Source organism: Tardiphaga sp. OK245 (assembly GCF_900108575.1).
GTDB lineage: Bacteria > Pseudomonadota > Alphaproteobacteria > Rhizobiales > Xanthobacteraceae > Tardiphaga > Tardiphaga robiniae.
Window position 1 is genome coordinate 500144 of record NZ_FNWZ01000001.1, and the last position, 23004, is coordinate 523147.

The following is a 23004-nucleotide window of genomic DNA, read 5'->3' on the forward strand; positions in this document are numbered from 1 at the left end:
CCAGAGCTAGCTGGCTCGCTTCACCGCGGCGGCGGTACCACCCGGGGCACTGACGACGCTTTGATAATGCGCAATCGGCTGCGGGCGGCCGATCAGGAAGCCTTGGATCTCCGCACAGCCCTCGGCGGCAAGAAACGACATTTGGGCGACGGTCTCGACGCCCTCGGCGATCACCGGCAGCTTTAACGAGCGGCCGAGCCCGATGATGGCATGGACAATAGCCGCGGACTGCGGATTGTCCTCGAGATTGGCCACGAAGGTCTGGTCGATCTTGATCTTGTCGAAGGGGAAAGCCTGCAGATAGCTCAGGCTCGAATAACCCGTGCCGAAATCGTCCATAGCGACGCGAACGCCCAGTTCCTTGACGGCGTGCAGGATCGCGATGGCACCAGCAAAATCGTCAATCAGCACGCCTTCGGTGATCTCGATCTCGACACGCTTCGGGCAGAGACCGGTTTCCGCCAGAACGGCGGCGAGCATCCCGGGTACATCGCCACGCTGAAAGTTGACTGGCGACAGGTTGATGGCGATCGACAGCGGATTGACCCAGGTCGCCGCCTCGCGACAGGCCTCGCGCACTACCCACTCGTCGATCGCGCCTATCAGACCGCTCTCCTCCGCCAGCGGAATGAACACCGTCGGCGAGATGATGCCGCGCTCGGGATGCCGCCAGCGCAGCAGAACCTCGAAGGCGACGACAGCGCCCTCGGTGGTCGCCTGCGGCTGAAAATAGAGTTGGAATTGCTTGTTCTCGACCGCCACCGCGAGATCGCGTTGCAGCAGTCGCTTCTCGCGGATGTGCTGATCCATCGCAGCCTCGAAGAAGCGGATGGTGCCGCGTTCCTCGGCCTTGGCGCGATCGAGCGCCAGATCCGCATGCGCAATGAGAGCTTCGATATCCTGGCCGTCCTGCGGATAGACGGAGATGCCGATACTACAGCGAACATTGACGTGCTGGCCGTCGATCTGAAACGTATTATCGAGAATGCCCGACAACCGCGCACAGAGATCTTCCGCTGTTTGCGGCTCCGCGCCGAGATGAGACACGATCGAAAAGATATCGCCACTCGGCCGTGCCAGAAATGCACCGTTGCAGGCTTGCGCCAGCCGCTTCGCTAGCTCAGCCAATACAGCGTCTCCGGTGGCCTGGCCGTATACATCATTTGTTTCTCTGAAACGGTCGATATCGATCCGCGCGATCGCAAACGAGCCGTGTCCCGCCGAGGCCTCTTTGAAGACGCGGGCCAGATGTTCGTTGAAGGCAACACGATTGGGCAGATCGGTGATCGGATCGTGCCGCGCGAGATGCACGATCCGCGCTTCGCTGAGTTTGCGGTCGGTGATGTCGGCGTGGGTCGCGACCCAGCCGCCATTCTTCATCGGCCGGTAGCGCACATTGATGGCGCGTCCATCCGGCAGCTCGGCGGTCTGGCTGCTCGGCACGCGATCCGCGAGCGCCGTCCGCATCTTCATCTCATAACTATCCATATCGACGAACAGCGTGCCAGCTGCCGCGCGAATTGCCAGCACCTGATCCTCAGTCGCGCCGGCGAACATTTTCGCCGGCGGGATATTGTACATGCGCATGTAGCTTTCGTTCCACAATTCGAGCAGGCCATCGGCGCTATACATGCATAGGCCCTGCTCCATATTGTTGAGCGCCGCATCGAGCTGCAGATTGCGCTTGCTCATGCTGCGGCGGGTGCGCTGATCTGTTATGGCAACGACGAGGCCCGCGATCACCACGGCGGCGGTGAAGGCCGCAATGGCCAGCGACAGTTCGATCGGCGACAGCAGACTTTGGTTCTCAGCAGCTGCTGCATTGTAGGTCAGATCGATCGCGCCCATGGCAACGAAGTGATGCACGCAGATCGCGAGCGTCAGAAGCAATGCGGCAACGAGCAGCTTGCCGGACCGGTCGGCGGTCTGGGCAACGAGGATCGCCAAGGCGGCAATCACCATGCCGCCAACGACCGACGCCGTCACGAGGTCCGGCATCCACTGGATGATGGCGGGGATGCGCAGCGACGCCATGCCCATATAGTGCATGCAGGCGATGCCGAGGCCGATCACCGCGCCGCCGGCCAGCGCGTTCCGTTTGGTTCGATTAAACAGCGCGATGGCGAAGCCGGCCGTGGTCATTACTGCAGAGGCGACGAGCGAACAGGCGGTGATGATGAGGTCGTAATGGAGTTCGAAACCAGGCGTGTATGCGAGCATCGCGATGAAATGCGTCGCCCATGTGCCGAATCCGGTGACCGCGCCTGCGGTAATCAACCACGCAAGGCGCGTGTCGGGCAATGCGGTGCGCGCACGCGTGAACAGGTTGACGGCAGCAAGGCTGGAGAGAAAACACACCGCTGCCGCCAGCAGAATCTGCCGCCAGTCATGCTGCAACTCGATGCAATTCCAGACTCGTAGCATAAAGATACCAACATATGACGAGATATCGAAGCATAGCGCGTGCAACGTTCGGAATGTTTAAAACTCACGGAAAAATTGCACAGAAGAGCTGTTATTCTTAAGCCGCGATAAAGCCCGAAATATGCCGGGTATCATCGTCCATGTTTGCGGAAAAATATGCAACACATTCGGATGTACCCACCACAAGCGCCATGGCTCAGGGGAAAATCGAGCAATGGGGACGACCTGTCTCGATCAACAGCTCATCATTAGGCGCTCGGATAAGGTTCCGCCGGCGCGGTGACCTGCGCGCGGCGCACGCGTTCGCGATGTGCGGTGTAGACACCACTGGCGATGATGATTGCAGCACCGGCGAAAGTGACAGCATCGGGCACTTCACCAAAAAGGAAGAAGCCGATCAGCGTCACCCACACCAGCTGCACATAGGAGAACGGCGCCAGTACCGATGCATCCGCATAGCGAAAGGCCAATACGACAATCCAGTGGCCGACAGTAGCGGCGACGCCAATACCAACGCCGAGCGCGATCTGCGTCCAGCTCGGCACGATCCAGTAGAACGGCACGATGACACTGAGCACGAGAAAGCCGGTGATCGCCGAGAACGCCATCGTGGTGATGGCGCGGTCGGCCCCGCTGATTTTGCGCGTCAGCACCAATGCGGTCGCCCAGCCCAGCGCCGAAATGATCGGAAAGATCGTACCGGGCTGAAACGCCGCGGTACCCGGCCGCACGATGATCAATACGCCCAGAAGCCCTGCGATGGTGGCGGTCCAGCGGCGCAGACCGACCTTTTCGCCGAGGAAGAGAACCGATAGCCCGGTGACGAATAGCGGCGAGATGAAGCCAGTCGCAGTCGCTTCCGCGATCGGCAGATAACCGAGCGCCATGATGAAGAAGATCGACGAACACAACAGGCCCAGCCCGCGAAATACCTGCAGCAGCGGCCGCGTCGAGCGCATCGGATTGCCCGAGGCCGGCGCCAACACGATCGGCAGCAGGATCACGACGAACACCAGAAAGCGGATCCAGGCGATCTCCACCGATGGCATGCCCGTGCGCGACAGATATTTCGCCATCGCATCCGATGACGCCAGAAACGCCGTCGAGCAAATGATCATCAGAATGCCGCGCAGCGGCCGGTCGGTATGGCGATGCGCCGATACAGGGGCAGCAGTCTTCGGCGGCGGAACATGGCTTGTCACGAGCGGGGACCAATATGCGGGCTCGTCGGTGCATGCGAGCCGAATCGAATACGGCTCACAAAACGACGATCACGAGGCCGGGACAACTGCCGATATCAGGACACGGATATGCAGGCAGGCAAAAAAGCCTATGCCGGCCGATGCATCAGCGGCCAGCGTGCAGCGCAGCATCGATTTTACCGCATCCCTACAGCATCGGCAGACTGGAAGGCTCCCGGCCGAGCGGGAATACCTTTCCAATATCAGCCAGTTCGGCCGCGCTGAGTGTCAATGCACTCGCCCCCGCGTTGTCCGCCGCATGGGCGGCCGAAGACGCCTTCGGAATTGCGAAGACCGTTGGCTGACGGATCAGGAAAGCCAGCGCCACCTGCCGCGGCGTGGCCAGATGGGCGTCGGCGATCTGCTGCAGGATTTTGCCGCCCGGCGAGCGCGTCGACGGGAAATCATTATGACCGAACGGCGAATAGGCCACGACGGCGACGCCATGGCTCTCGCACCACGGGATCACGCGGTGTTCGATGGCGCGCTCCTGCAAATGATAGAGCACCTGATTGCAGGCGATGGCGCCCTTGCCTGCGAGTTTCGACAGCTCGTTGAGATCGTCGACATCGAAGTTGCTGACGCCCCAGGAGGCAAGCTTGCCGGCCGCCTTCAACTCTCCGAAGGCGGCGACAGTCTCGGCAAGCGGAACCTGACCGCGCCAGTGCAGCAGGTAGCAATCGAGCCGATCAGTCCCCAGCCGCTTCAGCGAGCGCTCGCAGGCGGCAATGGTGCCCTTCCGCGACGCGTTGCTCGGCAGCACCTTGGAGACTAGGAACACCTCGTCGCGACGGCGGGCGATGGCCTCTGCAATCACGAGTTCCGCGTCACCATACATTTCGGCCGTGTCGATATGGGTCATGCCGGCATCGAGGCCGGCCTGCAGCGCCCTGACCGCCGCAGCGCGGTCACTATGGTCGATATACCAGGTGCCCTGCCCGATGACTGAAACGTCGCGCTTGGTTTGGCCGAATGGATTGTGTCGCATGGTGCGCCTCCGCCTCCCGCGGCAATGAGGCACACGGGAGTGGACTTTAGCGCATCAATTCAGAGGAGTCAGTGGCTGATCATCCACGGCCGCGCTGTCGGGAAGCTCTTGGCGCCCGAGCGGGTCTGCTTGACCAGCCGCGACGGCTTCTTGCCGGAACAGCAACCGCAGCCAGCCCCGTGTGCCGCCTTGTATTCCGCGGATGTCTTCGGTGCGTTGCGGCTGCGCTCGTTAGTGGCGTGCGCTTTGCGCTTGTCCGAGGGCATGCAGAAGAACGCCGGCGCGGTCAGGATCACCCGCGGCGCCTGCGTCGCGCAATGCGGGCAGTCCTGCGGCTCGTCGCATTCCGCCATCGGACGCATGTCGGTGAACGGGCCGCAATCATCGCAGAGATATTCATAGACCGGCATGGCGCTTCACTCTCTTTCGCACATCAGAAAAAGGTGCTGCGGGGCCGTGACTAGAGCCCCGCAGCCGAGTTGACCGCGTTACTTGTCCGGCGAGAGCGGCATCTGGATGTCGCCCTTGATGTGCTTGATCGGGCCCGCCGACGACGGATTGATGTCGAAGTCGAAGATCTGCGTCGGCAGCCACAGTGTGGCGCAGGCATTGGGCACGTCGACGACGCCGGAGATGTGGCCCTGCACCGGCGCTGTGCCGAGGATCGAATAAGCCTGCGCACCGGAATAGCCGAACTTCTTCAGATATTCGATGGCATTCAGACAGGCCTGACGATAGGCGATATGCACGTCGAGATAATGCTGCTTGCCCTGCTCATCGACAGAGATGCCTTCGAAGATCAGGAAGTCGTTGTAGTTCGGCGTCATCGGTGACGGCTTGAACACGGGGTTCTTGATACCGTATTTCGACACGCCGTCCTTGATGACATCGACCTTGATGTGCAGCCAGCCGGCCATCTCGATGGCGCCGCAGAAGGTGATTTCGCCGTCGCCCTGCGAGAAGTGCAGGTCGCCCATGGAGAGACCGCCGCCAGGGACATAGACCGGGAAATAGACCTTCGAGCCGCGCGACAGATCCTTGATGTCGCAATTGCCGCCATGCTCGCGCGGCGGCACGGTGCGTGCGCCTTCGGCCGCAGCCTTCTCCTTCGCCTCGCCCTTCAGCCGGCCCATATGGGCAGTCGGGCCGAACGGCGGATTGGCAAGGCCGGGCACACGGGTCGGGTTCGTCGCGATCAGTGCAGTCTCGCGCTCGTTCCAGGTGGCGAGCAGTTTCGGATCTGGCAGACAGCCGATCAGACCGGGATGGATGAGGCCGGCGAAATTCACGCCCGGGATATGGCGCGACGAGGTGTACATGCCCTTGAAGTCCCAGATCGACTTCTGCGCTTCCGGGAAGTGATCGGTCAGGAAGCCACCGCCATTCTGCTTGGAGAAGAAGCCGTTGAAACCCCACAGCGAATCTTTCATCGGGCCGACATCGAGCAGATCGACGACGAGGAGATCACCGGGCTCCGCGCCCTTGACGCCGATCGGGCCGGACAGGAAGTGCACGATCGACAGGTCGATGTCGCGCACGTCGTCGGCGCTGTCGTTGTTCTTGATGAAGCCGCCGGTCCAGTCATAGGTCTCGACGATGAAATCATCGCCGGGATTGACCCATGCGACCATGGGAATGTCCGAATGCCAGCGGTTGTGAATCATGTCGTTGTCGTAGGCCGATTGCGTAAGGTCGACCTTGATCAGTGTATCTGGCATTCAATGCTCCCCTTCGGTTACTGGTCTTGGTGGTTGGACGCGTGGTGAATTAGACGGACAGGTACTTGGCGATCTGCGCGGCATCGATGCCCTCGCGGGCTTCGTCGCGAACGATCTCACCGTTCTCGATCACCAGCACGCGGTCGGCGACGTCGAGCGCGAAACTCAGCACCTGTTCGGAGACGATGATCGAAAGACCCTTGGTGTCGCGGATATGTTTCAGCGTGCGGGCCATGTCCTTGATGATCGACGGCTGGATGCCTTCGGTGGGCTCATCGAGCAGCAGCACCTTCGGCTTGGTGGCGAGCGCGCGGGCTATGGCAAGCTGCTGCTGTTGGCCGCCGGAGAGATTGCCGCCGCGGCGGCCTTTCATTTCGAGCAGCACCGGGAACAGCTCATAGAGATCGCCCGGCACTTCCTTCTCGCCGGAGGCGACAAGGCCGGTCTCGATATTCTCCTTCACCGTCATGTGGGAGAAGATCATGCGACCCTGCGGGACATAAGCGAGGCCGCGCGCGACGCGCTCATAGCTCTTCAGCGCGCCGAGCTCCTTGCCTTCCATGGTCACCGAGCCGGACTTGGTCGGCACGATGCCCATCAGCGACTTCATCAGCGTGGTCTTGCCCATGCCGTTGCGGCCCATGATGGCCACGATTTCGTTGGGCTGCACCGAGACGTTGAGGCCATGCAGAACTTCGCTCTGGCCGTAAGCGACGTGGAGATCGTTGATCGCGAGCATGATGATCTCCTCAATGACCCAGATAGACTTCGATGACCTTGGGATCGTTCTGAACCTTCTCCATGGTGCCTTCGGACAGGATCTGTCCCTGATGCAGCACGGTCACCTTGTGGGCGATGTCCTCGACGAATTTCATGTCGTGTTCGATCACCAGAACCGAGCGGTTCTTGATGATCGTATTGAGCAGCTCCGCCGTCTTGACGCGCTCGCTGACGCTCATGCCGGCGACGGGCTCGTCGAGCATCAGCAGGTCCGGATCCTGGATCAGCAGCATGCCGATCTCGAGCCACTGCTTCTGGCCGTGCGAGAGCACATCGGCATACATGTTGAGACGATCCTTCAGGAAGATCATCTCGGCGACCTCCTCGACGCGCTCTCGCACCGCGGCGTCGCGCTTGAACATCAGCGAGCCGAACACCGAGCGACCACGCGGATAGGAAATCTCCAGATTCTCGAACACCGTGAGGTCGTCATAGACCGACGGCGTCTGGAACTTGCGGCCGACGCCGGCCTGCACGATCTGGTTCTCTTTCAATTTGGTGAGTTCGGTGCCGCGAAACTGGACCGAGCCCGAGGTGGCTTTGGTCTTGCCGCAGATCAGATCGAGGACGGTGGTCTTGCCCGCGCCGTTGGGACCGATAATGACGCGGATCTCGTTCTCCTCCACATAGAAGGAGAGATCGTTGACCGCCTTGAAGCCGTCGAAGGAAACGGTGAGCCCTTCGACCGCGAGCAAAAACTCTTTGGGCTGATGTCCGATGAGCATGATGTCCCCTTACTCGGCCGGCGCGCCGTCGGCGGCGGATTTGATGGCCCAAGCCTTCTTGGATTTAGACGAGCGCATGGCGATCAGGCGATCGATGTGACGCGCCACGTGATCGCGCCAGATGCCGGACAGGCCATTGGGGAAGAACAGCACCACGGCGATGAACAAGCCGCCGAGGCCGAACAGCCAGAGCTCGGGGAAGGATTCCGACAGCATCGTCTTGGCGTAGTTCACCAGCAGCGTGCCGTAGACCGCGCCGAAGATGGACATACGGCCGCCAACCGCCGTGTAGATCACCATTTCGATCGACGGCACGATGCCGACGAAGGACGGCGACATGAAGCCGATCTGCAGCGTGAACATGGCGCCGCCGATCGCCGCGAACATCGCCGCGGCACAGAAGGCAAAGATCTTGAAATTGGCCACGCTGTAACCGGAGAAGCGGACCCGGTCTTCCTGTTCGCGCATCGCCACCAGAATGCGCCCGAGCTTGGTCAGCCGGATGAACTGCGCGGTGACGATACAGGCGAACAGCACGAAGACTTCGAAGAAGTAGAGGATGACCTTGGCGTGATCGGTACGGATATCCCATCCGTTCAGCGTGCGCAGGTCGGTCATGCCGTTGATGCCGCCGGTATAGCCCTGCTGGCCGATGATCAGAATGGTTGCGATCGCCGCGATGGCCTGGGTGATAATGGCGAAATAGACGCCGCCGACACGCCGCTTGAACATCGCCGCGCCAATGATGAAGGCCAGCAGCGTGGGCACCACGAGAATGGCGATGACGGTCAGCGTCAGCGAGTGAAACGGCTTCCAGAACATTGGCAGCGCCGTGATCTGGTTCCAGTCCATGAAATCCGGAATGCCGGGCGTCGACTGGATCTTAGTGTTGGCAACGCTGGACGCTTCCAGCTTCAGGAACATCGCCATGCAGTAGCCGCCAAGGCCGAAGAACACGCCCTGCCCGAGGCTCAGAATGCCGCCATAACCCCAGCACATCACAAGGCCCAAGGCGACGAAGGCATAGGTCAGATATTTGGCGACAAGGTTGAGACGAAACACATCCAGAAACAGCGGCAGAATGACTGCGAGCAGCAGCAGCAGCGACAGGAAACCAAGAAGCTCCGAGCGGTTGAAGAAGCGTGAATTGATCATGTGATGATTGCCCTGCTCTGTCTGTACTGCACGCGCTTACTTGCGGACCTTGAGGGCGAACAGGCCCTGCGGCCGGATCATCAGGATCGCGACGATGGTGAGCAGCGTCAGCACCTTGGCCATAGAACCGGACATGAAGAACTCCATGGTCGACTGCGCCTGAGAGATGGTGAAGGCCGAGGCGATGGTGCCGAACAGACTGGCCGCACCGCCGAACACCACGACGAGGAACGTGTCGACGATGTAGAGCTGGCCGGAGGTCGGGCCGGTCGAACCGATCATGGTGAAGGCGGAGCCCGCGATCCCCGCGATCCCGCAGCCGAGGCCGAAGGTGTAGCGGTCGACCTTCTCGGTATTGATGCCGACGGCGCCAGCCATCACACGGTTCTGCACCACGGCGCGAACCTGACGACCCCAGCGCGACTTGTACATGATGTAGGCGACCACCATGGTGATCCCCAGCGTCAGCACCATCACGAAGATGCCGTTGATCGGCACTTCGATCGTATCGGTGACCTGCTTGGAGCCCATCATCCATTGCGGCAGTTCGACGCCGACTTCGCGCGCACCGAACACCGAACGATAAGCCTGCTGCAGGATCAGGCTGAGGCCCCAGGTCGCCAGCAGCGTATCAAGCGGGCGCTTGTAGAGATGCCGTATCAGCCCCCATTCGACCAGCATCCCCAGTGCACCGGAGGCGATGAAAGCGAGGATCATGGCGACGAAGAAGTAGCCGGAGAACAGCGACGGCAGATGCGACTGGAAGAAGCTCGACGTCAGCCAGGTGACGTAGGCGCCGAGGATCATGAATTCGCCATGCGCCATGTTGATGACGCCCATCTGGCCGAAGATGATGGCGAGACCGAGTGCCATCAGCACATAGACCGAGAACAGGATCAGGCCGGCAAAGCCCTGCATTGCGAAGATGGCGCCAAGATCGCCAATCGAATAGTCGCCGAACATCGATCCGTCCTCCGTCAGGGAAAGGGTCCCGCGCCGCGCGATGAGACGCGACGCGGGGTTGTCGTGCGCGGATAGGTCGTCCGCGCCAAGGAGAAGCTGCGCGGAGACACGCTCCGCGCTTGAGGAGGAAGGCTTACTGGTAGCCCTTGGGGAACGGATCCGGCTCGATCAGTTCGGGCGTCTCGTAGACCACCTTGAACTGGCCATCGAGCTGGGCCTGGCCGACGCGGGCCTTGGACCACAGATGGTGGTTCGGATGGACCTTGACGTAGCCTTCCGGCGCCTTGGTGAATTCGATACCCGCAGACGCAGGCGCGATCTTGTCGATATCGAAGCTGCCGGCCTTTTCGACCGTCATTTTCCAGAGCCACGGGCCGAGATAGGCGGCCTGCGTCACGTCGCCGATCACGGTCTTCTCGCCCCACATCTTCTTGAAGGCGGCGACGAATTCCTTGTTGTTCGGATTATCGAGCGACTGGAAGTACTTCATACAGGCATAGGCGCCCGCGATGTTTTCACCACCGATGCCGTCGATCTCGTCCTCGGTGACCGAAATGGTCAGCATGGTCTGCTTCGACAGGTCGATGCCGGCCGCCTTGAGCTGCTTGTAGAAGGCGACGTTGGAGCCGCCGACGACCGCCGCATAGATCACGTCCGGCTTGGTCAGCTTGATCTTGTTGATCACCGAGTTGAACTGGGTGTGGCCGAGCGGGAAGTATTCTTCGCCCGACACCTTGCCGCCGAGCTTGCCCTCGATGTGCTTGCGGGCGATCTTCATCGATGTGCGCGGCCAGATATAGTCCGAGCCGATCAGATAGAAGCTCTTGCCGTTCTTGGTCTTGGAGACCCAGTCGAGGCCGGCGAGGATCTGCTGGGTGGCTTCCTGACCGGTATAGATCACGTTCTTCGACTGCTCGAGACCTTCATAGAAGGTCGGGTAGTAGAGCATGCCGTTATATTGTTCCATGACCGGCAGCACGGCCTTGCGGGAGGCCGAGGTCCAGCAGCCCATGATGGCGGCGACCTTGTCGTTGACCAGCAACTTCTTGGCCTTTTCGGCGAAGGTCGGCCAGTCCGACGCGCCATCTTCCTGGATGAACTTGATCTTGCGGCCGAGCACGCCGCCCATGGCGTTGATCTGGTCGATGGCGAGCTTTTCAGCCTGAACCGAGCCGGTTTCCGAGATCGCCATCGTGCCCGTAACCGAGTGCAGGATACCGACGGTGACTTCCGTATCGGTAACCGCAAGGCCGGTGGTATTGATGGCCGAGGTAGCCGGCGCCTGAGCAAAAGATGTGCGCGGAAGCAGCGACATTGCCGGCAAAGCCGCCATGCCCATCAGCAGTTTACGCCGCAATGGCGAGTGCAAGCCCGGTTTCTTCTCGTCTGACATTTCAACCCCACTGGTTCGAGTACGCCTATTGGTGAGGCAAGCATTGCTGAACTTGTGCGGTGCACGGATACGCGAGATCGCGTATACTGCACCGCAAAATGCCGACGTAGGTTTTTGCATCACGCAAACATGCGTAGTTTGACAGGGTCAGGAGCGGAGTAGTGGCAGGGCGGCAGCGTATCGACCGCGTGAGACGCCAGTACAATCAATGGGTCGCCAACCAGACCCTGGAGGATTACGCACTCCGCTTTACGGCGAAGAGCGCCAGGCGCTGGTCCGCCGCGCGGGTCGCAAACACGGCATTGGGCGCCATTTCGTTTCTCGCCCTCGAGGCCATCGGCGGCACCATCACCATCAATTACGGCATGACCAACGCCACGGCAGCGATCCTGGTGGTCAGCGTCATCATCTTCTGCTGCGGATTACCGATCGCGTATTATGCCGCAAAATGCGGCATTGATATCGATCTCCTCACCCGTGGTGCCGGTTTCGGCTATATCGGCTCGACTGTTACCTCGCTGATTTATGCGTCTTTCACCTTCATCTTCTTCGCCATCGAGGCGGTCATTCTCGCCTCGGCGCTGGAGATGTGCTTCGACATTCCGCGCCCCATCGGCTACCTGATATCGGCCGTGGTCATCATCCCGCTGGTGACCCACGGCATCACGCTGATCAGCCGTTTTCAGCTCTGGACCCAGCCGATCTGGCTGGTGCTCAACCTGCTGCCTTTCGCGGCCATCGCCTATGCCAGCCGCGACTCCTTCGTGGCCTGGACCAAATTTCCGGGCGACCACGGCAGCGCCGCCGGCCATCTCGATCTCCTGCTGTTTGGCACGGCCGCTTCGGTCGTATTCTCGCTGGTCGCGCAGATCGGCGAACAGGTCGACTTCCTGCGCTTCCTGCCGCGCGATCGCCGCAGCTCGCGTGCGAGCTGGTGGGTCGCGCTACTGTGCGCGGGCCCAGGCTGGATCATTGTCGGCGCAATCAAGCTGTTGGCCGGTTCGTTCCTCGCCTATTTCGCACTGACCCACGGCGTTTCGGCCGAGCACGCCGCCGAGCCCGCGCATATGTATCTCGAAGCGTTTCGCTATGTGCTGTCGCAGCCTGATCTGGCGCTCGCTTTGACAGGAACCTTCGTGATCCTGTCGCAGCTCAAGATCAACGTCACCAACGCCTATGCGGGCTCCATCGCCTGGTCGAACTTCTTCTCGCGCCTCACCCACAGTCATCCCGGCCGCGTGGTCTGGCTGGTGTTCAACGTACTGGTTGCGCTGCTACTGATGGAAATCGGCGTCTACAAGGCGCTGGAGCAGACGCTGGCGCTGTATTCCAACGTTGCGATTGCCTGGGTCGGCGCACTCGTTGCTGACTTGGTCATCAACAAGCCGCTCGGGCTGCGCCCGCAGCAGATGGAGTTCAAGCGCGCGCATCTCTACGACATCAACCCGGTCGGCGTCGGCGCGATGCTGGCAGCAACCGTGATGTCGGTCAGCGCCTTCTATGGCCTGTTCGGGCCCACGGCCAAGGCGCTGTCGCCGTTCGTCGCTTTGCTGACCGCCCTCGTCACCGCACCGATCATCGCCTTCGCGACCGGTGGAAAATATTACATCGCCCGCAAGCCGAAGCGCGCCTGGCAGAACATGGCAGCGATCCAGTGCTGTATCTGCGAACATTCGTTCGAGCCCGAGGACATGGCGCATTGCCCGGCCTATGCCGGCCCGATCTGCTCACTGTGCTGCTCGCTCGATGCGCGTTGCCACGATCTCTGCAAGCCTCATGCGCGGATCGACGCACAGATGTCGGCGACGTTCGGCAAATTGCTGCCGGAGCCGATCCTGGCCCGGCTCAATTCGCAGCTCGGCCATTATCTTGGCGTGTTCATGATCGCTGCCGGCCTTGTCGGCCTGACGCTGGGACTGATCTATCTGCAGACCTCCGCCGCATCGCCGGGAGACAGTGCGCAGGTCTCGGAAGTGCTGTGGAAAGTGTTCTTCGCGCTGGCGATCATCATCGGCGTGGTGGCATGGCTGTTCGTGCTGGCCAAGCAAAGCCGTCGCGCGGCGGAGGCTGAGACCAAGCGGCAGACCACCCTGTTGATGCAGGAAATCGACGCCCACAAGCGCACTGATGCCGAGCTGCAGCGCGCCAAGGAGGTCGCAGAATCCGCCAACCTCGCCAAGAGCCGTTATGTGGTCGGCCTGAGCCACGAGCTGCGATCGCCGCTGAATGCGATCAGCGGCTATGCGCAGCTCCTGGAGCAGGACGACAGTCTGCAGACCCGCCCACGCGATCAGGTGCGCGTCGTCAAGCGCAGCGCCGACCATCTCTCGGGGCTGATCGACGGCATTCTGGATATTTCAAAGATCGAGGCGGGGCGCCTCTATCTGTCGCGTGACGAAGTCCGTCTCACCGACTTCCTCGATCAGCTCGTCGGCATGTTCCGCCTGCAGGCCGCCGCCAAGGGCATCGACTTCGTGTTCCGGCGGCCGAACATCCTGCCGACCGTGGTTTATGCCGATGAGAAGCGGTTGCGGCAGATCCTGATCAACCTGCTCTCCAACGCCATCAAGTTCACGCAGGCCGGCAGCGTCCAGTTCGTGATCCATTATCGCAGCCCGGTCGCCGAATTCGAGATCATCGATACCGGACCCGGCATTCGTCCCGACGATCTCGAACGCATCTTCGCGCCCTTCGAACGCGGCGCACTTGGCGCTGCGCAGCCCCATACGGGCACAGGTTTGGGTCTCACGATTTCCAAACTGCTCGCCGGCGTGATGGGCGGCGACATCCGCGTTAGCAGCGAGGTTGGCACCGGCAGCACCTTCCGCGTCAAGATGCTGCTCTCCGAAGTAACGAACCCCACGCGCATCGCGCCGGTGGATGCGCCGATCTATGGCTATCACGGTATCAGAAAGACCATTCTCGTGACCGACGACGATCCGACGCAGCGCGACCTCTTGCGTCAGGTGCTGACGCCGCTGGGCTTCATTCTTCTGAGCGCGCCCGATGGCCAGGCCTGCCTCAGCCTCGCCCAGCATTGCCGCCCGGATCTGTTCCTGCTGGATATTTCCATGGCCGGCATGGACGGTTGGACGGTGGCGGAGAAGCTACGGTCGTCGGGCCACCATCAAGCGCGTATCCTGATGGTCTCGGCCAGCGCGCTGGAAGCCCATGGCACGCCGCTGGCGCAGCCGTTCCATGACGGCTACCTCATGAAGCCGATCGAACTGCCGCGGCTGCTGGAACAGATCGGACAACTCCTGAAGATCGAATGGCAATACGAACGCGACGAAGTGGCACCGCTGCCGCAATGGACGCCCACCACCGGCGCCCGGCCGCCCGTGCATCATGTAGAGGAACTCATTAGCCTTGGGCAGATGGGGCACATCCGCGCCATCCAGCTGAAGCTCGACGAAATCGGCAATGAACACCCCGAACATGCCGACTTCGTCGCCCAGATGCGCTCGCTGATCGATCGCTTCGACCTCGATCAATACATGGCCACCTTGAAGACGCTGTACACCTATGACCACTGAATCCAAAAAGCGCGACGTCGCACTGGTGGTCGATGACTCGCCGGAAACACTGCGACTACTGACTGATGCCTTGGACGGCGCCGGCATGACCGTGATGGTGGCCATGGACGGCGCTGCAGCGATGCGCATCGTCGAACAGATCACGCCGGATATCATCCTGCTGGATGCCGTCATGCCGGGGATCGACGGCTTCGAAACCTGTCGCCGGCTAAAGCGCGATGCGGGTCTCGGCGACGTGCCCGTGATTTTCATGACCGGGCTGTCCGAGACCGAACATATCGTGCGCGGACTCGAGGCCGGCGGCGTCGATTACGTCACCAAGCCGATCATCATCGAGGAAATGCTGGCGCGCATCCGCGTGCACCTCGCCAATGCGCGGCTGACGCAAAGCGCACGCACGGCGCTGGATGTCTCCGGGCGCTTCCTCCTAGCCGTGAGCAACAAGGGCAATATCCTCTGGGCCACGCCGCAGGCGCAGAAATTGCTCGGCGATCACCTGATCGCCGCGCCCAATGATGAACTGCTGCTGCCACCAGTCATGATGCAGTGGCTCGAGCAGATGCAGCGGCCGGGTGCCAAGCCGGCACCGTCATCGGGCTTTCCGAGCAACGAGCTGCTGCGTCTGCAATATATGGGGAAAGTCGGCTCCGACGAATTCCTGCTGCGTCTCGCCAAGGAGAACGCACCAACCGCCCCCGCCGAATTCAGCAAGGAGCTGGGCCTCACGGGCCGCGAGGGCGAAGTGCTGTCCTGGCTCAGCAAGGGCAAGAGCAACCGCGATATCGCGCAGATACTCGGCCTCTCACCGCGCACCGTCGACAAGCATCTCGAGCAGATCTACGCCAAACTTGGCGTCGAGAACCGTACCGCGGCTGCGGCAATTGCGGTGAATGCGAGCCACAGACGGCAATAGCTTCAACCCGTCATTCGGATAGTTCGGCTCCCTCTTCAATTGATTTGATGCTGCGCTGCACGAGCGGCATCGCCGCGCATGCCGATGCGGGCGTATTCACATATTCGCCATTGACAAACCTTTTCGCCAATATCTAATTTGTCGAAAAGCAGAGAATGACTGGCCCGACACGAGGCCGCATTGGGGAGAGAAACACATGACACGCCAGTTCCTGGTGTGCGCAGCCGCGCTCACGCTTTGGACATCCACCGCCTCCGCTCAGGTCTCCGACGACGTCGTTCGCATCGGTGTTCTCACCGATCTCTCAAGCTGGGGGCGCGACAACAGCGGCCCCGGATCGGTTGAAGCCGCGAAGATGGCGCTCGAGGAATTCGGCCCGACCGTTCTCGGGAAACCGATCGAGATCATCAGCGCCGATCATCAGATGAAGTCTGACGTCGGCATCCAGATCGCGCGCAACTGGTTCGACGCCGGCAAGGTCGATGCCGTTGTCGATATCCCGAACTCCGCCATCGCCATCGCGGTTCATAATCTGGCGAAGGACCGCAACAAAATCGCACTGCTGTCCGGCCCCGGCGCAAGCACGCTCACCGATGAGCTGTGCAGCCCCAACACGGTCCACTTCACCTACGACACCTATGCGCTTGCGAAGGTGACGGCCTCTGCTGTGGTCGCCGGCGGTGGAAAGTCATGGTTCTTCATCACCGCCGACTACGCCTTCGGCAATCAGCTCGAACAGGACGCAACGCGCTTCATCAAGGCGAGCGGCGGCACGGTGCTGGGCGGCGTTCGCCATCCGACCAACACCGCCGACTTCTCATCCTTTGCACTGCAGGCGCAGAACTCGAAGGCTGAAGTCGTCGCCTTCGCCAATGCCGGCCAGGACACTGACAATTCGATCAAGCAATCCGGTGAATTCGGCCTCGTGAAGGGCGGCCAGAAACTGGTCGGCCTGCTGATGTTCGACACCGACGTTCACGCAATCGGACTCGAGGCTGCCCAAGGCACCTATCTCACGACAGCATCGTACTGGAACATGGACGACAAGACGCGCGCCTGGTCGAAGAAGTTCTTCGAACGCACCAAGGTGATGCCGACCATGATCCAGACCGGCGTCTACGGATCGGTGCTCCATTATCTCCAGGCCATCAAGGCCGCCGGCACCGACGATCCGGCCAGGGTGATGGCCAAGATGCGCGAACTGCCCATCGAGGACACCTTCGTGCATGGCGGCAAACTGCGTGAGGACGGCCGCGTCATCCGCGACATGTATCTGGCCCGCGTCAAGAAGCCGTCCGAATCCAAAGAGCCTTGGGACTATCTCGACATCGTCAAGACCGTGAAGGGCGATGACGCGTTCCGGCCCCTCTCTGAATCGAAATGCCCATTGCTGAAGAAGTAAGGTCTCATGGCTGCTGATCCCAAAGCGAACATCGAGCTCTATGAATGCGACGTACTGGTCGCTGGCTCCGGTTGTTCCGGCATGTCAGCGGCGATCACCGCCAAGCATAGCGGGCTCGATGTCCTGATCGTCGAAAAGGAGCCCCGGTTCGGTGGCACGACCGCACGCTCCGGCGGCTGGCTCTGGATTCCCGGCACATCGCTGGCGCGCGCCTGGGGCATCAATGAGGGCCCCGACGAAGCGCGCACCTATCTGCGCCACGAGGCCGGCAACAGTTACGATGCCGCACGCGTCGATGCGTTTCTCGCCGCAGGGCCCGAAGCGATTGATTTCTTCACAAGCAAGACGGCGGTGCGCTTCGACATGCCGCTGACCTTTCCTGATTACGACGCGGAGGCGCCCGGCGGCAAACAGGGCGGCCGTTCCATGGTGGCCCGGCCGTTCGACGGGCGTGAGCTCGGCGAACATATCAAAGATATCGGCGCGCCCCTGCCCGAACTGACGGTGTTCGGAATCATGCTTGGCTCCGGCAAGGACATCATCCATTTCATGCGCGCGACCAAGTCGCTGACCTCGGCGGTCTATGTCGCCAAGCGGCTGTCAAAGCACTTCATGAACGTGCTGCGCTATGGCCGTGGCATGACACTGACCAACGGCAACGCACTCGCCGGCCGTCTCGCCAAATCCGCCTTCGACCTCAAGATCCCGCTCTGGTTGTCATCGCCGGTGCATGAACTGATCATTGAGAACGGCGCGGTCCGCGGTGCCATCGTCGAACGCAACGGCAAGCGCATCCGCATCTTCGCACGCCGCGGCGTGGTGCTCGCATGCGGCGGCTTCCCGCATGACATCGAACGGCGCAAGGCGATGTTTCCGCATGCGCCGACCGGCCGAGAGCACTATTCGCCCGGTCCAACCGGCAATACCGGCGACGGTCTTCGTCTTGCCGAGTCCGTGGGCGGCCGTGTCGAGGATTCATTGCCGAATGCCGCTGCCTGGGTGCCTGTCTCGGTCACTCATCGCAAGGACGGCAGCAAGGGCGTGATGCCGCACTTCATCGATCGCGCCAAACCCGGCGTCATCGCCGTGATGCGCGACGGTGCCCGCTTCGCCAACGAAGGCAATTCCTATCACGCCTTCGTCCAGCAGATGATGAAGGCAGCGAAGCCCGGCGAGGAAATCGCGGCCTGGCTCGTTTGCGACCACCGCGCCTTGCGGCAATACGGGCTCGGCGCCGTGCCGCCCTTCCCGATGCCGATCGGCCAGTATCTGAACTCGGGCTATCTCATCAAGGGCAACACGCTCCAAGAGCTCGCCAGCAAGGCCGGCATCGATGCCGGCGGCTTCGTCACGACCATCGCGCAATTCAACAACACCGCCGCCGAAGGCCGCGACCCCGCCTATGGCAAGGGCTCCCGCGCCTATAATCGCTATCAGGGTGACGCCAATCACGGGCCCAACCCCTGCGTCGCGCCTATCGAACAGGGGCCATTCTATGCCATCAAGATGGTGATCGGCGATCTCGGCACTTATGCCGGCATCAGGACCGATGCGCAGGCACGCGCGCTCGATGCCGGCGGTCAGGTCATCAACGGCCTCTATGCGGCCGGCAATGACATGGCGAGCATCATGGGCGGCAATTATCCCGGCGCGGGTATCACGCTCGGCCCCGCGCTCACCTTCGGTTATATCGCCGGCCGCCACCTCGCCGGCACACCGGTAAAGGCAGCATGATGACCAGCTTCGCGCCCGATCTGCTGAAGGGTCAATTGGCGCTTGTAACGGGTGCTGCCGCTGGCAACGGTCGTGCAATTGCGCTGGGTCTGGCTGCACATGGCGCCGATGTCGTTGTCACCGACATCGACCGCGACGGTGTTGTGCGCACCGCGAACGATATTGCAGCCACAGGGCGGCGATCGTGGCATCACCATCTCGACGTGACGAATGTGGATGCCTGCCGACAGCTCGCACAGACCGTCAAAGCGAGTGCCGGCGACATTTCGATCCTGATCAATAATGCCGGCATCATCATTCGCGAGGGCATAGACTCCGAGCGCGCGGTTGAGAACTGGCGGCGCGTACTCGACGTCAACCTCAACGGCGTATTCAACGTCACCCACGCGTTTCTGCCGGCATTGCGCGCGCGACGCGGCAGCGTGATCAATCTTGGTTCCATCGCCTCCTTCGTCGGGGTCGCCGATACGCTCGGCTATTCGCCCTCCAAGGGCGGCGTGAAGCTTCTGACGCAGGCGCTGGCGCGCGAAGTCGCCAAAGACGGCGTGCGCGTCAACGCCATTGCGCCCGGCGTGATCGAGACGGCCATGACCGAAGCGACACGCAACGATCCCGCACGATTGGCGGGCTTCCTCGGCCGCACGCCGCTGGGCCGCGTCGGCCAGCCCGACGAGCTGATCGGCCCCGTCGTCTTCCTCGCTTCATCCATGGCGTCCTACGTCACCGGCACAACCTTGCCAGTGGATGGAGGCTTCCTGGCCGTGTAGTGTCCGCGGCACTGGTTTGGGGCAAGCATGGCTAAAGAGAGTCGCGGTATTCAGTCGATCGAGGTCGGGGGTGAATTGCTGCAAGCGCTGGTGCGCAATGGTGAACCGATGATGCTGCGGGATCTGGCCCGCGAGGCCGGAATGTCACCGGCCAAAGCGCATCCCTATCTCGCCAGCTTTTCACGCATCGGCCTGATCGAGCAGGACCCATCCACCGGCCGTTATGAATTCGGTGCACTCGCCCTCGAACTCGGCATCGTGACGCTGCGTCGCCTGTCGGCCGTCCGCGTGGCAACGCCGGCCATCACGGCATTGGCCGGCACCATCGACCACGCCGTCTCGCTGGCGATCTGGGGTACCCATGGACCGACAGTGGTGCGCATGGAGGAGCCCAGCCACCCTGTGCACATCGCCATGCGTGTGGGCTCCACGGTGTCGCTGCTCGAGACTGCGACAGGGCGGATATTCGCGGCATTCATGCCACCCGCAACCATTAGTGCCGCGCTCACCGAGAATCTCGATCGGCTCTCGATCGGCTACGACCCGAACCGGAAGATAAAAGGCCCGGCCATCGACAAGATCCTCGCTGACATTCGCACGCGCGGGCTGGCCCGCGCCGTCGGCGAGCCCTTGCGCGGCGTCAATGCCTTCTCCGCACCGGTGTTCGATCATAGCGGCGAGGTGGTTCTGGCCGTGACCGCCATGGGCGCGGTGGGTACATTCGACGTCAGCTGGAACAGCCCGATCGCCAGCGCCCTGCTCGATTGCACCAATGCGATCTCGCGTCGGCTCGGCCGCGACGTCAAGGATTGAGCAGCGCAGCAATCTGCGTAAGATGCGTGCAGCGTGCAAAGTTGTCTGACAACCCGACGCGTGGCCTTGTCGCCCCAGTCCATCGTGTTACGATCCCTTAGGCGCATCTCCGGTCCACGGGGAGCGACCATAAAATCACCGCCGGTCAAGGCGGCTCGAGGGAGGATGACACATGGCTCTTTACGGCCCGACACGTCGTGCCTTTGTGCAGGGGGCGCTCGCCACCAGCGCGCTTGGCCTCACCGGCATTCCAGCTTTCGCCGATCCCGCCTGGAAGAAGTACGCAGGCACCACGATTGAAGCCAATCTGATCAAGGGCCCGCGCGGCGAACTGCTGCAGAAATACGCCTCCGAATTCACGGAATTGACCGGCATCAAGGTCGAATCCGAAGTAATCCCCGAGCAGCAACAGCGCCAGAAGGCCGTGATCGAGCTCACTTCCGGCAAGCCCAGCTTCGACGTCGTGCATGTCAGCTACCACGTCCAGAAGCGCCAGTTCGAAAAGGCCGGCTGGCTCGCCGATCTCACCGGCTTCATGAAGGATCCGAACCTGACCGCGCCGGATTTGCGCGTCGACGACTTCTCCGCCGGCGGTCTGCAATTTGCGCAGAACGACAAGGGCGAGATGCACTCGCTGCCGTGGTCGGTCGACTATTTCATCCTGTACTACAACAAGGAGATGTTCGCGAAGAAGGGCGTCGCGGTTCCGAAGACCATGGATGAGATGGCGGCGGCTGCCGAGAAGCTCAACGATCCCGCCAACGGCATCTATGGTTTCACCGGGCGTGGCCTCCGCAACGCCAACATGACGCTGTGGACCAACTTCTTCCTCAACTATGGCGGCGAGTTCCTCGATGCAAAGGGCAATATCCTGACCGATGGGCCCGAGGCGATCGAAGCGACCAAGATGTATCAGCGCCTTCTCACCAAGACGGCGCCTCCCGGCGTCGCCGGCTTTAACTGGATGGAGTCGATGGCGTCGCTGACGCAGGGCCGCGCGGCGATGTGGATCGACGGTGTCGGCTGGGCGCCGCCCATCGAGGATCCCAATGCGTCGCGCGTGGTCGGCAAGATTGGCTACACCGTCGTGCCCGCCGGACCGAAGGGGCAATTCTCCGCCGCCTATGGCGACGGCATCGGCATCGCCAAGACCAGCACCAAGAAGGAAGCCGCCTATCTCTATTGCCAATGGGCGGTGTCGAAGACCATGGGCGCCCGGCTGTTGCAGAGCGGCGGCGGCGTGCCGTTCCGCAATTCGATCCTCAATGACGAGACGGTGCGCAAGGGCGTGAAGAACCAGGAGTGGCTGGATTCGGTGATCGCCTCGGCCAAGATCAGCAAGCTCGGCCTGCCGGTCATCGTGCCTGTCGCCGAATTCCGCGACCTTGTCGGCGCCGCTGTGACTGCGACTTTGGCAGGCGCGGATCCGGCTACCGAGCTGAAGAAGGCCCACGAACAGTTCCGGCCGATTCTGGAGCGCAGCGAAAAATCGTGAGTGAACTGACAGCGGGAAAGGCAGTCGCCAAAACGACCGCAACGGTCGCGGCCGAAACGGCGACTGCAAAGAAGAACGAGTGGCGGCCAATTTCCTATTGGCCGTTCGTGATCCCAGCGATGATCGTCGTCATGGCGGTCATCATCTTCCCGTGGGTCTATACGATCTGGATGAGCCTGCACGAATGGAAGGTCGGCCAAGCGCCGACCTTCGTCGGCTTCGCCAATTATCTCAGGCTGCCAAGCGATGCGCGTTTCGTGGAATCCGTGGGGCACACCCTGGTCTACACGGCGCTGTCAGTCGCGCTGCCGCTGATCCTCGGCACATTGGCGGCAGTGATCTTCAACAACAAGTTTCCGCTGCGCGGCTTCTTCCGCGGGCTCTTCATCCTGCCGATGATGGCGACACCGGTCGCCATCGCCCTGGTGTGGACGATGATGTTCCACCCGCAGCTCGGCGTGCTGAACTATCTGCTGTCGCTGTTCGGCCTGCCGCCATCGCTCTGGGTGTTCCATCCCGCCACCGCGATCCCGTCGCTGGTGCTGGTGGAGACGTGGCAATGGACGCCGCTGGTCATGCTGATCGTGCTCGGCGGCCTCAGCGCTATTCCGACCGAGCCCTATGAAAGCGCGCAGATCGACGGCGCGACCCCGTGGCAGACCTTCCGCTACATCTCGCTGCCGATGATCATGCCGTTCCTGTTCATTGCGGCGATGATCCGCATGATCGACGCCGTGAAGAGCTTCGACATCATCTTCGCCATTACGCAAGGCGGCCCCGGCAGCGCCTCGGAAACCATCAACCTGTATCTCTACAGCGTCGCCTTCGTCTATTACGACGTCGGCTACGCCTCCGCGATCGTGGTGGTGTTCTTCGCGCTCATCGTCGCGCTCGCCGGCGCGCTCTTGCATCTGCGTCAGCGCACCCACTGGAACGAAGCCGGAGGCAGCGCCTGAT

18 protein-coding genes are annotated in these 23004 nt (G+C 61.7%); 8 read left to right on the plus strand and 10 right to left on the minus strand.

Annotated features, from left to right (window positions below; translation table 11 throughout):
• Positions 1-6: 6 nt before the first annotated feature.
• The 10 genes from BLW80_RS02295 to urtA all read right to left on the minus strand — a co-directional run bounded on the left by BLW80_RS02295 (position 7) and on the right by urtA (position 11387).
• Positions 7-2424: a bifunctional diguanylate cyclase/phosphodiesterase gene (locus BLW80_RS02295; protein ID WP_093756654.1), complete on the minus strand. Its 2418-nt coding sequence runs from the start codon at positions 2422-2424 to the stop codon at positions 7-9.
• A gap of 248 nt (positions 2425-2672) precedes the next feature.
• Positions 2673-3626, minus strand: coding sequence for a DMT family transporter (locus tag BLW80_RS02300; protein WP_374725716.1), 954 nt, complete (start codon positions 3624-3626; stop codon positions 2673-2675).
• A 187-nt stretch (positions 3627-3813) separates the two neighbouring features.
• A complete protein-coding gene (locus tag BLW80_RS02305; protein WP_093756655.1) occupies positions 3814-4653 on the minus strand; it encodes an aldo/keto reductase in 840 nt (279 codons plus the stop codon).
• A 68-nt stretch (positions 4654-4721) separates the two neighbouring features.
• Positions 4722-5063 carry an FmdB family zinc ribbon protein gene (locus BLW80_RS02310; RefSeq protein WP_093756656.1) on the minus strand — a complete coding sequence of 114 codons (342 nt, stop codon included), beginning with the start codon at positions 5061-5063 and terminating at the stop codon, positions 4722-4724.
• Positions 5064-5141: 78 nt separating this feature from the next.
• Positions 5142-6371, minus strand: a complete 1230-nt coding sequence (gene fmdA, locus BLW80_RS02315; protein ID WP_093756657.1) for a formamidase — start codon at positions 6369-6371, stop codon at positions 5142-5144.
• A 49-nt stretch (positions 6372-6420) separates the two neighbouring features.
• The gene (gene urtE, locus BLW80_RS02320) at positions 6421-7110 is read right to left on the minus strand and encodes an urea ABC transporter ATP-binding subunit UrtE (RefSeq protein WP_068735526.1); all 690 of its coding nucleotides are present in this window, start codon (positions 7108-7110) and stop codon (positions 6421-6423) included.
• Between the two features lie 10 nt (positions 7111-7120).
• A complete protein-coding gene (gene urtD / locus BLW80_RS02325) occupies positions 7121-7876 on the minus strand; it encodes an urea ABC transporter ATP-binding protein UrtD (protein ID WP_068735525.1) in 756 nt (251 codons plus the stop codon).
• 9 nt (positions 7877-7885) lie between these two features.
• Complete coding sequence (gene urtC / locus BLW80_RS02330) at positions 7886-9031, minus strand: urea ABC transporter permease subunit UrtC (RefSeq protein WP_093756658.1); 1146 nt, start codon at positions 9029-9031, stop codon at positions 7886-7888.
• 36 nt (positions 9032-9067) lie between these two features.
• Positions 9068-9994 (minus strand): urea ABC transporter permease subunit UrtB, encoded by a 927-nt coding sequence (urtB, locus tag BLW80_RS02335; RefSeq protein ID WP_089265233.1) that lies wholly within the window; start codon positions 9992-9994, stop codon positions 9068-9070.
• Positions 9995-10127: 133 nt separating this feature from the next.
• The gene (gene urtA, locus BLW80_RS02340; RefSeq protein ID WP_089265234.1) at positions 10128-11387 is read right to left on the minus strand and encodes an urea ABC transporter substrate-binding protein; all 1260 of its coding nucleotides are present in this window, start codon (positions 11385-11387) and stop codon (positions 10128-10130) included.
• A gap of 161 nt (positions 11388-11548) precedes the next feature.
• Between urtA and BLW80_RS02345 the strand changes: the two genes are divergently transcribed.
• The 8 genes from BLW80_RS02345 (at position 11549) to BLW80_RS02380 (ending at position 23003) form a co-directional block, all read left to right on the plus strand.
• Positions 11549-14923 carry a hybrid sensor histidine kinase/response regulator gene (locus BLW80_RS02345; RefSeq protein ID WP_093756659.1) on the plus strand — a complete coding sequence of 1125 codons (3375 nt, stop codon included), beginning with the start codon at positions 11549-11551 and terminating at the stop codon, positions 14921-14923.
• On the plus strand, positions 14913-15836 hold the full coding sequence (locus BLW80_RS02350) for a response regulator (RefSeq protein WP_093756660.1): 924 nt from the start codon (positions 14913-14915) through the stop codon (positions 15834-15836). The genes BLW80_RS02345 and BLW80_RS02350 overlap by 11 nt, the downstream gene beginning before the upstream one ends.
• A 196-nt stretch (positions 15837-16032) precedes the next feature.
• Positions 16033-17238, plus strand: a complete 1206-nt coding sequence (locus tag BLW80_RS02355; protein ID WP_093756661.1) for an ABC transporter substrate-binding protein — start codon at positions 16033-16035, stop codon at positions 17236-17238.
• A gap of 6 nt (positions 17239-17244) precedes the next feature.
• Complete coding sequence (locus tag BLW80_RS02360) at positions 17245-18972, plus strand: FAD-dependent oxidoreductase (RefSeq protein WP_093756662.1); 1728 nt, start codon at positions 17245-17247, stop codon at positions 18970-18972.
• Complete coding sequence (locus tag BLW80_RS02365) at positions 18969-19739, plus strand: SDR family NAD(P)-dependent oxidoreductase (protein ID WP_170849547.1); 771 nt, start codon at positions 18969-18971, stop codon at positions 19737-19739. Before BLW80_RS02360 ends, BLW80_RS02365 begins: the two co-directional genes overlap by 4 nt.
• Positions 19740-19766: 27 nt before the next feature.
• Positions 19767-20552 (plus strand): IclR family transcriptional regulator, encoded by a 786-nt coding sequence (locus tag BLW80_RS02370; RefSeq protein ID WP_093756664.1) that lies wholly within the window; start codon positions 19767-19769, stop codon positions 20550-20552.
• A 172-nt stretch (positions 20553-20724) separates the two neighbouring features.
• Positions 20725-22047 carry an ABC transporter substrate-binding protein gene (locus tag BLW80_RS02375; protein WP_093756665.1) on the plus strand — a complete coding sequence of 441 codons (1323 nt, stop codon included), beginning with the start codon at positions 20725-20727 and terminating at the stop codon, positions 22045-22047.
• Entirely contained in the window at positions 22044-23003 is a 960-nt protein-coding gene (locus BLW80_RS02380; protein ID WP_231079844.1) for a carbohydrate ABC transporter permease, read from the plus strand. The genes BLW80_RS02375 and BLW80_RS02380 overlap by 4 nt, the downstream gene beginning before the upstream one ends.
• The last annotated feature ends 1 nt before the right edge of the window (position 23004 follow it).